At 59.1% G+C, this 15,190-nt stretch carries 13 protein-coding genes and 1 tRNA gene; 1 reads left to right on the forward strand and 13 read right to left on the reverse strand.

What is annotated here, in order from left to right:
• Positions 1-15 precede the first annotated feature (15 nt).
• The 9 genes from K3728_11025 to K3728_11065 all read right to left on the reverse strand — a co-directional run bounded on the left by K3728_11025 (position 16) and on the right by K3728_11065 (position 9,945).
• Positions 16-1,173, reverse strand: a complete 1,158-nt coding sequence (locus K3728_11025; GenBank protein UWQ94262.1) for a hypothetical protein — start codon at positions 1,171-1,173, stop codon at positions 16-18.
• A complete protein-coding gene (locus K3728_11030; protein UWQ94263.1) occupies positions 1,170-2,417 on the reverse strand; it encodes an amidohydrolase family protein in 1,248 nt (415 codons plus the stop codon). Before K3728_11030 ends, K3728_11025 begins: the two co-directional genes overlap by 4 nt.
• 8 nt (positions 2,418-2,425) lie before the next feature.
• Entirely contained in the window at positions 2,426-3,403 is a 978-nt protein-coding gene (locus K3728_11035; protein UWQ97524.1) for a dipeptide ABC transporter ATP-binding protein, read from the reverse strand.
• On the reverse strand, positions 3,393-4,283 hold the full coding sequence (locus K3728_11040) for an ABC transporter ATP-binding protein (protein ID UWQ97525.1): 891 nt from the start codon (positions 4,281-4,283) through the stop codon (positions 3,393-3,395). The genes K3728_11035 and K3728_11040 overlap by 11 nt, the downstream gene beginning before the upstream one ends.
• A 113-nt stretch (positions 4,284-4,396) precedes the next feature.
• Positions 4,397-5,338, reverse strand: a complete 942-nt coding sequence (locus K3728_11045; GenBank protein UWQ94264.1) for a succinylglutamate desuccinylase/aspartoacylase family protein — start codon at positions 5,336-5,338, stop codon at positions 4,397-4,399.
• 36 nt (positions 5,339-5,374) lie between these two features.
• Positions 5,375-6,256, reverse strand: coding sequence for an ABC transporter permease (locus tag K3728_11050; protein ID UWQ94265.1), 882 nt, complete (start codon positions 6,254-6,256; stop codon positions 5,375-5,377).
• A gap of 4 nt (positions 6,257-6,260) precedes the next feature.
• Positions 6,261-7,241, reverse strand: a complete 981-nt coding sequence (locus K3728_11055) for an ABC transporter permease (protein ID UWQ94266.1) — start codon at positions 7,239-7,241, stop codon at positions 6,261-6,263.
• A 149-nt stretch (positions 7,242-7,390) separates the two neighbouring features.
• Positions 7,391-8,914, reverse strand: coding sequence for an ABC transporter substrate-binding protein (locus tag K3728_11060; protein ID UWQ94267.1), 1,524 nt, complete (start codon positions 8,912-8,914; stop codon positions 7,391-7,393).
• Positions 8,911-9,945, reverse strand: coding sequence for a GntR family transcriptional regulator (locus tag K3728_11065; protein UWQ94268.1), 1,035 nt, complete (start codon positions 9,943-9,945; stop codon positions 8,911-8,913). Before K3728_11065 ends, K3728_11060 begins: the two co-directional genes overlap by 4 nt.
• 287 nt (positions 9,946-10,232) lie before the next feature.
• Between K3728_11065 and K3728_11070 the strand changes: the two genes are divergently transcribed.
• Positions 10,233-11,201, forward strand: a complete 969-nt coding sequence (locus K3728_11070; GenBank protein ID UWQ94269.1) for an aldo/keto reductase — start codon at positions 10,233-10,235, stop codon at positions 11,199-11,201.
• Positions 11,202-11,558: 357 nt separating this feature from the next.
• Here K3728_11070 and K3728_11075 read toward each other — a convergent pair.
• The 4 genes from K3728_11075 to K3728_11090 all read right to left on the reverse strand — a co-directional run bounded on the left by K3728_11075 (position 11,559) and on the right by K3728_11090 (position 15,188).
• Positions 11,559-11,648, reverse strand: a tRNA-Ser gene (locus K3728_11075).
• Positions 11,649-11,728: 80 nt separating this feature from the next.
• Positions 11,729-12,109 carry a hypothetical protein gene (locus tag K3728_11080; protein UWQ94270.1) on the reverse strand — a complete coding sequence of 127 codons (381 nt, stop codon included), beginning with the start codon at positions 12,107-12,109 and terminating at the stop codon, positions 11,729-11,731.
• Positions 12,106-12,828, reverse strand: coding sequence for an alanyl-tRNA editing protein (locus tag K3728_11085; protein UWQ94271.1), 723 nt, complete (start codon positions 12,826-12,828; stop codon positions 12,106-12,108). The genes K3728_11080 and K3728_11085 overlap by 4 nt, the downstream gene beginning before the upstream one ends.
• On the reverse strand, positions 12,825-15,188 hold the full coding sequence (locus K3728_11090; protein UWQ94272.1) for a DUF3772 domain-containing protein: 2,364 nt from the start codon (positions 15,186-15,188) through the stop codon (positions 12,825-12,827). Before K3728_11090 ends, K3728_11085 begins: the two co-directional genes overlap by 4 nt.
• Between the last annotated feature and the right edge of the window lie 2 nt (positions 15,189-15,190).

Here is a 15,190-nt window from a genome sequence, read left to right on the forward strand (position 1 = left end):
CAATGGGAACGGCTTTCAGGCAGCAGCCAGCGTCGCGGGGGTATGCATCTTGTCGAACAGCTCTTGCACGATGAAACCTTGGCCCCGGTCGACGTTCTTGCGGATGAACTTCTGCACAGCATCATCGCCGCACCAATAGGCGAACAGGAACGGGGCGCGAAGTTCGTGGGACAGGAACGCCAAGCGTCGTTGTGTTGTCTCCAGGGTTTGGAACGCGCCTGATGCTGTCGCTTGTGCGGCTGCTTCGATGGTCAAACCGTCCTCGAACACCATCCAGGCGGCGTTGCACCGCAGGGCGCTTCGGATGCGCTGGATCGCGATGCCCGCGACATCCTGCGGGCCTTCGATCCAATCCAGAAGCTCAATCCCATTTTCCGCGATGCCTTCAAAAAGTGCGCTGGATGCGGAATTCGTGACGACTTGCGCGCCTTCCAACGGCATTTCGCCCTGCGCAACAAGATGCTCGCGCCGCGCAAGATGAACGAGGTGGCCGGGGAAAGCTTCGTGGGTGGCAAGGTGCTTTAGGTCGGCTTCCGTGTAGGAAAACTCCAGATTTAGCCAAAGGCTCCGCCCCGGATAATCGCAATACGCGGAATAAGGGCGATCGTAGACAGCTTTTGGTTCGATCCAATCATCACCGATATCAAAGACCATCTTCCAAGACCGGATTTGGGCTTGCCTCTGGATGGCATCCAAACGCGCGATGACATCCTTTGGATCGACGGCAGTGGCGTTTTCCCAAGCCGCTACATCTGCGGCCAGATCTCCGCTCCGATAGCCCATTTCGTCCAAAGCACCGCGCAGCTCTGCCCGGTAGCCCTCAAGAATGGCCTCCGATATCGGGGCTGGCTCGACGCGCAGCTGGTCCCGCAACCGATCGCGGAACTGTATTTTCTCTCCACTGAACATCCGTGTCAGCGACACGAGTGACAGGGTCATTTCGGTTAACCACCCCTCTCGTTGAGGCGAGTCCGCGTCCGCCGGGATACGCGCAAGGAGTCCTTGAAGCGCGTCCAATGCCTCGGACCAGCTACGCAAGGGGCGGGGCGCGACGGGTGCTACAGCGACGGGGATCAACCCTTCGCGGTCCAGCACCTCATCTTGTTTCAAGCCGGAACGGTAAAGCTGATCAACGCCCGCGGTTAATTCGGCAAGCTCTTGTCCCAGGATCATGCTGCCGCTTCCAAGTTACGCTTTGTAAAGGTGCCGCGCGCCATGATGGCTTGAAGGTTTTCGCCGTCCCCTTTCAAAAGGCTCAGGTCTGCGAAGGGATCTCCATCCACGACAAGCAAATCGGCGAAAGCGCCCGGCGCGATCACACCCGCCTGCCCTTTCAGCCCGCATAGCTCTGCCCCGACAATGGTGAGCGATTTGATGATCTCCACCGGGGAGAGCACTTCTTCCAGCAGGTCGATTTCCAAGCAATGGTACTTGCGCAGCTCGCCCAAAAGGTCCGAACCAAAGGCCATCGGCAGGCCCGCCTCTTTCATCACGGAAAGGGACCGACGCCCGGCGGTGCGCACCGTGTCGATCTTCGCGATACTGTCGGCGCCAAGGCCCAAAGCTTCGCCTTCGCGGGCCAGAGCCTCGTACGCCACCAGAGTTGGCACGGCGATGCAGCCGCGCTCGGCCGCCCGCGCAGCCGTTTCCGGCTCGATCAGGTTGCAATGCTCTAGTGAGCGGACACCCATCTCAACACAGCGGGCGATGGCCCGGTCGGTGTAGACGTGAGCCGATACGTAAAGGCCTGCATTTTCGGCCTCTTCCACCGCTGCCTCAATCTCTGCCCTCGAAAACTGGATGGAATGGATCGGATCATTGGGGGAACTTACGCCGCCATTGGCCATGATTTTGATGAAGCTCGCGCCTTCCTTGATATAGGTCCGGCAAACCTCACGCACCGCATCGACCCCATCGACGATGATCCCCATAGAACCCAAGCGATCGGACATGATGCCGGGGCGGTCATCGGTGCGGTTGCGCAGGTCACAATGCCCGCCGGTGGTGGACAGGCCCTTACCGCAGATCACCAGACGGGGGCCAGCAATCAACCCCTCCTCCACACCGCGCACAAGCCCATGATCCGCGCCGCCCAAGTCGCGTATCGTCGTGAAACCACGCGCAAGCGTTTCCTCCATGACCTGGGCCGACCGCAGCGCGGAAAGCGAGGATGGCGCGACCATGTTTCCCCAAAGATCCAAGGACCAAGCCACGACGTGCATGTGGCAATCGATCATGCCGGGCATCACGGTTTTTCCCTGAAGGTCGATCACCTCCGCCCCCTCTGGCGCCACAACGCTACTCGCCAGATCAGTGATCTTTTCCCCTTCAATCAGGATCGACATAGGGGCCGTTCGCTTGCCCGCTTCTGCGTCAAGAATACGGGCATTGGTCAGGACGAGGGGCTTAGGGGGCATTTGGACGCTCATTTGTTGTGGCAGGCTATTAGGTGACCGGGGGCGTGTTGCTTTTGGGAAGGCACTTCGCGGGCGCATATCTCGGACGCGAGAGGGCAGCGTGTGCGGAAAGCGCAGCCCGAGGGGACGGACGTGGCGGAGGGCACGTCATCGCTTTCCACCGCGAAGTTGTGGCGCTTGCGCGGGTCCAGAGATGGCGTCGAGCTTAACAAAAGCTGCGTGTAGGGATGGGTCGGATTGGAAAACAAGCTGGCGCGATCAGCCATCTCAACGATCTTGCCCAGATACATCACCGCGACCTTGTCCGAGATGTGCTCAACCACCCCAAGATCGTGACTGATGAACAGGAAAGCGACGCCAAGTTCCTCCTGCAAGTCATTCAAAAGGTTTAAGATCTGCGCCTGCACCGACACATCAAGCGCCGACACGGGTTCATCGCAAACGATCACGTCTGGCTTCAACATCAAGGCCCGTGCGATGCCGATCCGTTGGCGCTGCCCGCCCGAAAACTGATGCGGATAATTGCGCGCCTGATCGGGTCGCAGACCCACGCGTTGCATCATATCCAGTACCATCTGGGGCCGCTCCGACCGTTTTCCGATGCCGTGAATATCCAGCGGCGCGCGTAGGATGTCCGCCACCTTTTGGCGCGGGTTCAGCGAGGAATACGGATCTTGAAACACGATCTGCATGCGCTGGCGGTAGGTCTGCAATTCCTGCCCAGTGGCAGAGCCGACGCGGTCACCATCGAACATCACCTCGCCCGCCGTGGCGTCGATCAGCCCTGCGAGTGCAAGGCCCGTGGTAGACTTTCCACAGCCGCTTTCGCCCACGAGACCGACAGTCTCTGACCGCGCAACATCGAAACTTACCCCATCCACGGCACGAACAGATCCCACTTGGGTCTGAAAAACGCCTTGGCGGATCGGGAAGTGGACCTTCAGGTCACGGACAGACAACAAGGCGGGCGTTTGGTCAGGCGTCATGATCGACATTCCAGCATGCAACGGCGTGATTGGGGCGGTGTTCATGGATCATCGGGCGTTCGCGACGGCATTTCTCCGTCGCCAAAGGGCACCGGGGCGCGAAAGCGCAGCCTTGCGGCAAATCCCAAAGGGCGGGCACCGTGCCGGGGATATCCGTCAGGCGCGTATCGCCGCCCGAGTGCGGGATCGCCCCCATCAGACCACGCGTGTAGGGATGAAGGGGCGCGTCAAACAGATCGGTGATGCTGGCCTCTTCCACGCACTTTCCGGCATACATAACAATCACTTGGTCAGCAATTTCTGCAACAACCCCAAGGTCATGGGTGATCAAGACAACTGCCGTTCCGTGGTCGCGTTGCAGTTTGGCAAGCAAGCCCAAGACCTGCGCCTGCACCGTCACGTCCAATGCGGTTGTCGGCTCATCAGCCACCACGACCGCCGGGTCACAGCACAGCGCCAAAGCAATCATCGCCCGTTGGCGCATACCGCCCGACAACTCATGGGGATATTGGCGTGCACGCTGTTCGGCATCTGGCATTTGCACATGTTTAAGGGCCGAGACTGCCGCGCCCCACCCTTCTGCCTTGGATACGTTACGATGACGGCGGATAGTTTCAGCGATTTGCGCGCCAATCGTCATCACCGGGTTTAATGCCGTTAAAGGTTCTTGAAAAATCATCGAGATTTCATTGCCGCGAAGATCCTCGGCGGCCCGCTCGGACAATGCCAGTAGGTCAGTTTGACCGACCTGGATTTCTCCATCCGTCACACGGGCCGCGTCTGGCAACAGGCGCAACAACGACAGCGCTGTCATGGACTTCCCGCACCCGCTTTCGCCTACAATGCACAGGGTTTCGCCCGCGCCAACGCGCAGGTTCATATCGTCCACTACAACGAACCCGCCCGTTTCCGAGGCGATCTCGATCGTCAGATCGCGGACATCCAAGGCAATGTCACGCGCCTGATCCGTCGGTGAGGGTTGCGGCTGAATGCTCACGCAGTGGCCCCCTCCAGGTTGCCAACCATCCAGCCGTAGTCGCCCGCTTCCACGAGGTTACGCGTCAGGTGGCCCATAATCATAATCCCGTTTTCAAACGGCGATTTAACCTCTTCCAACACCTCAAAAGTGTAGGGGCTGGTTACTTTGAACAGGGTAGAACCGCCGGACACAGCCGCGCCCAACGGTGGGGAATAGGGTTCAATCCAACCACCTTTGGTGGGCCGGATGCCTGCGATTTCATTGACGACGATTTGTTCGCCGGGGGCTACTTCGTCGCCTTCGATTACGCCCTTGTGGCGCAGCATGTTCAGCACGCCCTTCAGGATACGCTCAATGTAAGGGCCCTGATCGACGATCCCGCCGCCAAGTTCGACCACCACCGCAGGAATCCCGCGCGGCATGGTCACGTCTTTAGTGGTGCCGCCAAACTTCGTCCCCTGCTTGCCATCGTCGGGGCGGTACAAGACCTTGGACCCAAACGCGCGGCTGAAGCCTTCATCGTTGAGCAGGTAGATGTAATCCACCGTCGGGCGATCGGTGCCCGAGTGTAGATCAATGTGCATATCAATTTGGCCGAGAAACTCGGTCGCAAAGGTATGTGCCAACTGCTGCGAGAAGGTGCCATTCGGGTCGCCGGGGAACTGGCGGTTCAGATCAAGATTATCAATCGGGTTGAACCGCGCGTTGGCGACAGTTGCCCGCGCATTCACCACTGGAACCAAACGGATGGTGCCTTTGATGCGCATATCCTTCAAAAGGTGGAACAAGTCGGCGATAGATTGGCTGCCACAGTTCTCGTTCCCGTGCACCGACGCCGAGATGCCAACCAGTGGCCCCGCCTCTTCGCCCACCAGATCAGTCATGTGCAAGACGGCATCGGTCCCGTCAGCGAGGGTCGTGATTTTCGGCGTGTGCCGGATAATTTCTTTGACCATTTGGGTCTCCTATTCAGATATCGCGGGGGGGCGGGATCAGCCCTTGCCCCGTGTTTGTTGGCGGGGGTCGAGCACATCGCGCAATCCGTCCCCAAGAAGGTTGAAACCAAGAACGGTGATCATGATCGCCGCCCCAGAGATGATGGACATCCAAGGATCGTCGCGGATGAATCGGGTGCCGTAGCTGAGCGACCAGCCCCAAGTAGGCGCCGGGGGTGGTAGGCCAAACCCAAGGAAGCTAAGCGCACTTTCCCAAATCACCGCCGTCCCAAGCCCAAGAGAGGCCAGAACGATGATCGGCCCCATGGAGTTGGGCAGGATCTCGCGGAACAAAATGCGTGGCCAGGATGCGCCAAGGGCGCGGGCGGCTTGCACATAGTTCTGCTCGCGTAGCGAAAGCGTCGTGGAACGGACAACGCGGGCATATTCCGTCCATGACACCACGATCAGCGATAGCGCCACATTCACCAGCCCCGGCCCCATGACGGCAACTACAGCCAGCACAAGCACCAACGGAGGGAAGCCTAAAAACACATCGGTAATGCGCATCAGGATTTGGTCGATCCAGCCTCCGAAATAGCCAGCCACCAACCCCACGATCGTGCCAATGATGGCCGAGGCCAGAACCGCGATGACCGCAATGGACAAAGAGATCCGAGCGCCGAACACAAGTCGGCTCCATAGGTCACGACCAAAGTTATCGGTCCCCAGAATATGCTCCATCGACGGGCCCGAAAAACGATTGGGCATGTCCATCTGGGTCAGATCATGGGTGGCAACGAACGGCGCGAAGATCGCCAGAAGCGCAATCGTCACCGTGATGGCCGCCCCGATGAGCAGCGAGGCATTGCGCAGCGCTTTGGGCAAGCGACGCTTGCGTTTCGCGCGAGCGGCAAGAGGTGCGGGAACGTCGGACATCAGATCACCTCAACCGAATGCGCGGATCAACCGCGGCGTATAGAAGATCCACCAGCAGCGTCACGGTGGCGTAGATCAGGGCGAAGGTCAGGACGATGCCCTGGATCAGGGGCAAATCCCGCTGCGAAATGGCCGAAATTGTAAGCTGACCAAGACCCGGCCAAGCAAAGATCGTCTCGGTCAGAATAGCCCCGCCCAAAAGCGCGCCAAAACGTAGGCCGATCACCGAAACCACGGGCAACAAGGCATTGCGCAACGCATGTTTCCAGATCACCTTGGAACGCCGCATCCCCTTGGCCTTGGCGGTGCGCACAAAGTCTTCACGCAGCACTTCCAGCATCGAGGTGCGCACAAGGCGCGAGATGATCGCGGCAGAGTTCAGGGCCAGCGACAACGCCGGCAGTATAATATGGGACAGACTGTCCAGAAGCGGCGCAGGGTTGCCTGTCAAAGCCATGCCGAAGGCGGAGATCAACGGCTCTTCCCGACCGATCGCAGGCAACCACCCCAGATGCACGGCGAAGCCAAGCATCAATAGAAGCGCCAGCCAATAGACGGGGATCGAGATACCAAACTGCGCCACCAGCATGGCGATGGCATCGATAATCCCGCCTTGCCGATTGGCGGCCAGAACGCCCAGTGTCACCCCTATGATGATCGCAAGCAGAAGCGCCACAACCGCAAGTTCAATGGTGGCACCAAGACGGCCCAAGATGATTTCCGACACTGGGGCGTTCTGAAAGATCGACATGCCCATGTCGCCGTGCAGCAAGTTCCAGAAATAGGAGCCGAGGCGAATGAACCACGGATCATCAAGGCCCAACGCGCGCCGAAGTGAGGCGACGCCTTCTGGCGTAGCCTCCTGCCCCAACAGGACTGAGGCCGGATCACCGGGGATCAGAAGAAGCAAGCAGAACGTGACCACAACGATGCCAATGGCCATCGGAATGAACAACAATAGCCTGCGGATGATGTAGTCTGTCATCAGGACGCTCGCGGACGTTTGGCAAATTGCCGGGGTGTCAGAAGGTAATAAGTCGGGGCGCCAAATACAGATGCAGTGGCGCCCCCAACACAAAGGTGTTGGAAGTTAGACCGGACGCGGGGAGAGAGCTGCGCCCGGTCTAGTCGTGATCAATCAGCCATGCCGATCAGACCCCGGAACCCGCCACGTGGCGTGGCTACAACATCGCTCACCACCTCTGGATCGTAGAACATCTGATACCCTTGGTAGGAGATGATGTAATACGGCAGTTCCTCGGCGATGATCGTGGCCGCCGCTTGGTAGGCCTCGGCCCGTGCGTCTTGATCCAACTCGGTCCGGCCTGCCTCTAGCAAGGCATCGACCTCAGGGTTGGAGTAACCGCCCCAGTTGAGCCCGGAACCGGTGGTCAGCTGACCGTATAGCAGACGGTCAGGATCGGTGATCCGCAGCCAACCAAGAAGGGCAATCTGATGTTCGCCCTGCTGGACATAACCAGAAGAGAAAGAAGGCCAATCGGTGATCCGAACAGTCGCATCAATGCCGGCGGACTCGAAGATCGCTTGCAGATACTCGACCGATTGCACCCGGTTGGGGTCTTCACTGTGGGTCGCAATTTCAATCGAAAGCGTTTCGCCGTCACGATCGCGGAAGCCGTCACCGTCACTATCGCTCCAGCCCATGTCATCGAGCATGGCCATGGCGGCGGCAATGTCGAAACCGGGCTGCTGGATCGCTTCGTCGTAGGCCCAGGAAGACGGCAGAATGACCGAGCTCGCCACCTGATCCACGCCTTCGTAGATCTGGTTCACGATGGTGTCTTGGTCCACCAACATCGCCAGCGCTTGGCGCATGGCCGGATCAGACAACAGCGGGTCGGACGTGTTGAAGTTCAGGTATGTGACCCCAAGACCGGCCAGGATTTCCGACCCGACAGAGTCATCATCCGCAAAACGCTGAATATCGTTGGGCGACAGGGGCGATTGGATTACGTCTAGATCCCCGGCCTCGAACGCCTGCGCACGGGCAGAGTTGTCGCCAACCACAGTCACGACCAGGTTGCTGACCGAGGGGGCACCAGCCCAGTAGCTTTCAGATGCCGTCAGCACCAATTCGCTGCCGCGGGTCCAGCTATCAAGCACCATTGGACCCGCGCCAATTGGCTCGACCGCCATGTCGCCTTCGTAGTCCGATGGCACGATGCCGATATCCAGATAGCTCATCAACGGCGCGTAGGGCGTTGTCAGGTTGAACTGAACGGTCCGGTCGTCCACCGCCACTATGCTTTCAATCGGTGTGAACAGGCCACGCTGTGGCGCGTTGAAATCTGCATCAAGGATGGTCTCGAACGTGTAGACTACATCTTCAGCGGTCAGTGCCGAGCCATCCGAGAAGGTCAGCCCTTCACGAAGGGTGAATACTACAGTGGTGTCGTCAGGATTTTCCCAGCTTTCGGCCAGATCAGGCACCGCTTCGAGGTTCGGCGTCAAATGCACCAAGCCCGCAGAAATCAGGTTCGCCACTCGGTAAGCCGTTGTGTCCCGTGCAAGGCGCGGGTCAAGCGTGCCTGCATCCACATCTGCGCCGATCGTCAGGCTTTCTTGTGCCGAAGCTGCCTGCACCGATACTGCCGCAAGGGCGATCGCTGCAACGCTCGTCATTAGGGTATGTCTCATCGTTCCATCTCCTGTTCGTGCATTTTTTGATTTGGGTGGTCTTTAGTCTCTGTGTCTGCTGACTGCGCGTTGCGCAGCGCCGATAGCCGGGGCACCAGATCATTCTCCAGAACTGCGGGATCGGGGCAGTGACGATACTCAAAACAAGTGACGCCAGCGGGCACCATTCGGGCAATGTGATCGGCGCCTGTGGCATAGATAACGACATCCGATACCGCCAAAACGTCTTCGATATCAGGAGCGTAGGACCAGCTTACGGTGACATCTGCGACATGGGGCGCAAAGCGCTGCACACTGGGGCGCATGATAGCGATGTAATCTTCAAGCTGCGTAATCGCAGCCACCCGGGCCCTAGGATCAATCGAGGCCAGCGCAGTGCGCGTCTTATTGGCAGGGATAAAGCGAATACCCATGACATTAGCATCCGGGACAAGGTTAAGAAGCTCCGTCTCCCGGTGCAGGAAGGTCAGCACAATGTCGCTGTCACAGCATTTTTTCCGAGCGGCTTCGCTTTCCGAGAGATGGTCGAAGGTCACAATCGAAATACGGTCATTGGGCGAAACGACCGAGCGCACATCATCTACGTAGTCCGCTGTTGGGGCCTCGAACACGCCTACAAAGACTATCTTCAACCCTGCCCTAGCGCGGCGCAACTGCGCCTGTGCGTTCACCATCGAAACCAGCGTGCCACGGTTGATGCCTAAGCGTTCCGCTTTGTTGAGAAGGATTTCGACCTCGCTCCGCAGAGACCCGCGATCGTGGTCAGCTTGCTGCGGGATCGACAGGCACGTGTAAGCACCACTGCCCTGCCGCATCTCCAGCAGACCAGCATCGCGCAAATCCTGGTAAACCTGCGAAACTGTCACCTGCGCAATGCCCACATCCCGGGCCATCTGCCGCACGGAAGGTAGCTTTGTACCCTTCGGCAAATCCCCATGCGAAAGCTGGTAGCTCAGCAACCCATACAGCTGCCTGCCAACCGGAACCGGCAGAGATTTGTCGATGTGGCTTGGGTCGAGAGCGAACGCCATAGTGTTATACTCGGTTGTTACAGTTCTATCGTAGGATCGAGAATCGATTCCGATCAAGCACTAATTTTGCAGAAGTGTACTGCTCGGACATATCACTATGATTCATCAGGAAATTTTGTACCCGACTGATGCGCTGGCGATGAAAAATTAAGCAAGAAACTTACTATTATTGAATAATATAACTAGACGGCTCGCACTACCAAACCCATAACACATATGAATGGCCAAGATCCCCAAGCGGTATCAGGCCTGAAAACTCAAGAATTTCAACATGAGGTTGTGTCATTATGGAATATGTCAATTTAGGTAGAACCGGATTGAAGGTGTCTCGCATCGGACTTGGGTGCATGACGTTCGGCTCCCCACAGTGGGCCCCATGGGTGCTGGACAAGGCCGCGTCCCAACCGATCATCGAGAAAGCCGTCGATCTGGGCATCAATCTGTTTGATACGGCCGACATGTACTCTAACGGCGCGGGGGAAGAGGTGCTGGCAGAGGTGTTAATGCCGCTCATGTCCCGGCACAAAATGGTCCTGGCCACGAAGCTATACAACCCGATGAGTGATGACCCCAATGATCGTGGACTGTCGCGCAAACACGTGATGGATTCCGTTGATGGCAGCCTGCGCCGCCTCAAGACGGACCATATTGACCTGCTGCAATTGCACCGGTTCGACTATGAGACGCCGCTTGAAGAAACACTGGAGGCGCTGAACGATGTCGTGCGCTCTGGCAAGGTGCGTTACCTCGGGGCGTCGTCCATGTTCGCGTGGCAGTTCATGAAAGCCATTGGCATCCAGCGGGCGAACAATTGGGCCCAATTCGTCTCCATGCAGCCCCACTTCAACCTGCTCTACCGAGAGGAAGAACGTGAGATGCTACCACTGTGTCAGTCTGAGGGGATCGGCGTTCTACCATGGAGCCCCCTCGCCCGCGGCATGCTGGCCGGAAAGCGCAAATCAGTACGGGCCGACACGGACGGGGTGGCAGAACAGCTCTATGGCGCGTCTCAATCGGTCGATGACGTAATCATCGAGGCCGTGCGCACGATCGCAGAGGCCCGCGGCGTTCCGATGGCCCAAATCGCCTACGCTTGGGTCGCCTCGCGGCCTGCGATCACCGCGCCGTTGATTGGTGTCTCACGGGTGGAACTGTTCACAGATGCCATCGACGCCCTTGAAATCTCTTTGTCGGAGGAAGAAACGTCGCTACTGGAGGCCGCATACAAGCCAAAACCTGTTGCAGGCCACGTTTGAGCGCGGAGCCTTTCCTCCCAAAACGGCAGCAATAGGAGGCAGCGCACCAACCGGTGCGCTGCTTCAACGCCCTGCCCCGCGCTCGGCGCACTAATTTTGACGATCGATGTCATGTGTGACAGCCGACGGTGCCGCTTCTGCGTCTCGGGCACATATTCGAACCGGCGCACCCTCGACGGGTCTTCCAACGCCTACATTGCGTCAATAAGCTGAAAGCGCTGCCTAAGACCACCTTTCATCCGCTCATCTGAACAGATCCAAAGGCATGCGCGATCGGCAATAGACGCTCCGCAGCTAGTATTGACCAGCAAAAGGGCCGCCCAAGGCGACCCGATCAAACTCATGAAAATGGTATGGTGGCGGACAGACAGGGATTCGAACCCTGGAGACGGTCTCCCGCCTACACACTTTCCAGGCGTGCGCCTTCGACCACTCGGCCACCTGTCCGTGACGGTGCGTTTAGCGGCTATCGGGCTAGGTTTGCAAGAGGTTTTGCGGAGAAAATTCACCCCAATGCGCAGCAGAGCCTAGCGGGCGCGTTTCCCCCATGCCGCAAGCAGAAAAAGTGCGCCTAACGCGGCCTCGGACGCGGCGGCGGCCAAGATCATCGGCGTTGCCACACCGGTTGCAAAGTGGAATACGCCCGTCCCCGCCACGCCGAACCACACCAAAGCGGCAAATCCCGCAAAACGCGCTGCAAAAGCGCCGTCGGGCAAGTCGCGCGCCAGAAAGACCAGCGCGCCTAGGCCAAAGATTGCGGGGGCAAGGCGTTGGGCGGCAAAGGCCATCGCGGGATCATAGCTTGGAACGTATAGCGACAGGTAGATCCGGGGGGCCAGAAGGAGCAAGGCGGATAGCGCAAGCGCGAAAAGACCCGTGAGGGTGTAGAGGACGCGGTAGAAATTCACGAAGCGAACGCGATGGTCACGCGGCGGTTCTGTTTGCCCTTGTTCTCGATCTTCACAACGCTCAGCTTGCCGATTTCAGAGGTGCGCGCCACGTGCGTGCCACCGCAGGGTTGCAGGTCGATGCGGTCTTTGCCCTCTCCGATTTGAACGAGGCGAATTTTGCCCGCGCCGCGCGGCGGTTGCACCGAAAGGGTTTTGACCAGATCGGGGTTGGCGTCCAACTCGGCCTCGGTAATCCAGTCAACGCTGACGGGCAGATCACGGGTAATCAGGGCGTTCAGCTGGCCCTCTAGCACCTGCTTGTCTTCGGGCGCATAGGGCATATGGAAATCCAACCTTCCCTTGTCAGCCGCAATCGCGCCGCCGGTTACAGGCATAGGGATCACCACGGAAAGCAGGTGCAGCGCCGTGTGAATGCGCATGTGGCCAAGTCTGCGGTCCCAATCAAGGCGTTGTTCCACCTCGGCGCCCACGGGGGGCAGCGCGGCGGGCTCTGCCGGGATCAGCACGATGGCTCCTGCGTCTCCCTTCACGGCAGTGGCGATGGGGATGCGCCCGCCTTCCCAATCCAAAGTACCGCTGTCACCCGGTTGCCCGCCGCCTCGGGGATAGAAGATAGAGCGGTCAACGATCACCCCGCCCTCCTCTGTCTGGCCAATCACTCGGGCTGTGGTCGTGGTGCGATAGGGATCGTCAAGAAACAGCGTTTGGGTCGTCATTCAGGGGCGTCCTTTGGGGGCATGGCTTGGGTCAGCGCCTCGGGGTTGCGCAGCCAGATGTCGCGCTGTGCGAAAGGAATTTCGATCCCTTCCTCTTTGAAACGCTCATTAATCTGGTGATGGATTTCGGTCTTCACAGCGACCAATTGGTTAATGTCGCGCAAAATGCAGCGCACCCGGAAGTCGAGGCTATCGGCCCCAAACCCCAGAAAATCAACGCCCGGTTCCGGGAAGGTGGCCACATCTGGGTTATCCCGCGCGATCTCAAGCAGGATCTCGGAAACACGGCGGGTGTCGTTGCCGTAGGCCACGCCCACGGTCACCACCGCGCGGCCCACGGTATTGCCGCGAGTCCAGTTGGTGACGGTGCCGCTGATGAAATCCGCGTTGGGGACGATGACGTCGGTCTTGTCGAAAGTCTCGATCGTGGTGGAGCGGACCGAGATGTCCTTGACGATCCCCATGTTACCCGCGACCTCGATCCAGTCGCCTTCGCTGATCGGGCGTTCAATCAACAAGATGATGCCGGATACGAAGTTAGAGACCACGTTTTGCAAGCCAAACCCGATACCCACCGACAAGGCGCCAACCACAAAACCCAAAGCCGTCAGGTCAATGCCCGCGCTGGTGACCGCGATCAGGCACGCCAGCGCGATCCCGATATAGCCCACCCCCGAGGTCACGGCATTGCGCGCGCCAACATCCATGCGGGTACGCGGCAGAACCGTGGATTTTAGCGCCCCTTGCAGCAGACGCGTGGCCAAAAGCCCCGCTGCGAACACAAGCACCACCGCCAGAACGACGCCGGGGGTGATCCGTGTGTCGCCAAGGGTGAACCCTTCCTGCACACGGGTGTAGAGCTCCCCCAAACGCTCGGCCCGCACACCCCAAGTCATCGCCACAAGGGGCGCGGCTATCAGGAACAGGATGAAGTTCGCCAACACCGGCAGCAGCGCCTCGGACGCGGCCTCGATGTTGGTGCGAAAGACAACCGCGTAAAGGTCGCGCACAACCGCCTGCAACACCAGCAACACGCCCAGAATGAACAAGGTGGTCGCCGTGGGCACCATAACGGCCTCGGCCGCGTTAAGGTAGCCAATGGCCGCCAATACCGGGCCCACAACCGCCACCAAAGACAGGGCGCGGGCCAGAATGTTCATCACCCCTAGGTTGAAAGAGGACACGTCACCTTCGGCCAGATCCCCGCGGATACGGTGCATCAAACGGGCGAAACGCCAGTACATCAACGCAAGACCCACGTAGACTGGCAACACCAGAACCCCACGGGCCGAAGGCGGTACAATGTCGAGGGCGGCAATAACCTCGGTCACATTAGCGAGGCCCATGAAGACGCCGATAAACAAAATCGTACGTCGCGCGTTTTTGCGCAAAGGCATCTGCGTTTCAAAAGCCGCGGCGCGTTCCTCGTGGTTGGGGAATAGCCTGCCCCCTAACCAAAGGGCGGCGTAAATTGCGATAATCAACACAAAGGCGGAATCTGCGATGGCATCGCCTTCGTCGGTCAAAAAGCCCGAAATCGCCAGCGCGATGGTCAGCAACAGGTAGCCCACTACAGGCAGCAAAAGCTGACCCAAAGACACGAGGAACCCAAGGGTTACGCGGCCCCGGCGGCGGTCCGTGTCTAGGAACCTGTCGCCCATGCGCGCCACGAAGGAACGGGCCCGTAGGATCAAAACGATGCCCACCAGCACCATCAGCAAGATCAGCGGCGCATTATCGGCAACTTCGGCACGTACAGCTTGATTGTTCAGACGGGCGGACGTTTGGCTGTACTGATCATTTGCCAGATCGACCAATGAACTCAACGCAGTGGCCCAGTTAACCGGATTGGCGGGCGTGGGTTCAAGTTGCAGCAGTTCTTCCGTCTGCCGATCCACCACAATGGCATCAATCTCGGAGATTAGGCCATTGGCCCGGTTGAACGCCTCGCTTGCCTGCAATCCGGGCGCTTGGGCTTCGCGCAGCGCATTGGCCAGTGCCGCGCGGCGGGCCGCGATGGTATCAGGTTCGGTTTCGCCCTCGGCGGGGGCTGGCCCCAATGCTTCGATCTGGCTTTGGATCGTGGCGATGCGCACGTCGTTCTGCGCATCCGCTGCCAAGAATCGCGCGCGCCAGCTCACCAGTTCAGACCGGCGCGTTTCCAGCATCGACGTAGATGCCCGCGACCCAGAAATAATCGCCTCGGCAGCAGCGGCGAAGGTCTCCCACGCCTCATAATCAATGGCCTCGGCGGCAGTTGTGGTCTGCGCGTAGGCCGCCCCGTTGCCTTGAGGCAGGGGCGAAAACGCAAGGGGCAGCAGCGCCAAAAGCACCGCCACCCATAAGCGAAGGCTGCGCATGT

This window comes from Rhodobacteraceae bacterium M385 (assembly GCA_025141835.1).
Classification (GTDB): Bacteria; Pseudomonadota; Alphaproteobacteria; order Rhodobacterales; family Rhodobacteraceae; genus Gymnodinialimonas.

What these genes read in the sequence shown, in the direction of transcription:
- K3728_11025 (UWQ94262.1), bottom strand. Translation starts at nt 1,173, where the DNA reads ATGATCCTGGGACAAGAGCTTGCCGAATTAACCGCGGGCGTTGATCAG.
- K3728_11030 (UWQ94263.1), bottom strand. Translation starts at nt 2,417, where the DNA reads ATGCCCCCTAAGCCCCTCGTCCTGACCAATGCCCGTATTCTTGACGCA.
- K3728_11035 (UWQ97524.1), bottom strand. Translation starts at nt 3,403, where the DNA reads ATGACGCCTGACCAAACGCCCGCCTTGTTGTCTGTCCGTGACCTGAAG.
- K3728_11040 (UWQ97525.1), bottom strand. Translation starts at nt 4,283, where the DNA reads ATGAACCTGCGCGTTGGCGCGGGCGAAACCCTGTGCATTGTAGGCGAA.
- K3728_11045 (UWQ94264.1), bottom strand. Translation starts at nt 5,338, where the DNA reads ATGGTCAAAGAAATTATCCGGCACACGCCGAAAATCACGACCCTCGCT.
- K3728_11050 (UWQ94265.1), bottom strand. Translation starts at nt 6,256, where the DNA reads ATGTCCGACGTTCCCGCACCTCTTGCCGCTCGCGCGAAACGCAAGCGT.
- K3728_11055 (UWQ94266.1), bottom strand. Translation starts at nt 7,241, where the DNA reads ATGACAGACTACATCATCCGCAGGCTATTGTTGTTCATTCCGATGGCC.
- K3728_11060 (UWQ94267.1), bottom strand. Translation starts at nt 8,914, where the DNA reads ATGAGACATACCCTAATGACGAGCGTTGCAGCGATCGCCCTTGCGGCA.
- K3728_11065 (UWQ94268.1), bottom strand. Translation starts at nt 9,945, where the DNA reads ATGGCGTTCGCTCTCGACCCAAGCCACATCGACAAATCTCTGCCGGTT.
- K3728_11070 (UWQ94269.1), top strand. Translation starts at nt 10,233, where the DNA reads ATGGAATATGTCAATTTAGGTAGAACCGGATTGAAGGTGTCTCGCATC.
- K3728_11085 (UWQ94271.1), bottom strand. Translation starts at nt 12,828, where the DNA reads ATGACGACCCAAACGCTGTTTCTTGACGATCCCTATCGCACCACGACC.
- K3728_11090 (UWQ94272.1), bottom strand. Translation starts at nt 15,188, where the DNA reads ATGCGCAGCCTTCGCTTATGGGTGGCGGTGCTTTTGGCGCTGCTGCCC.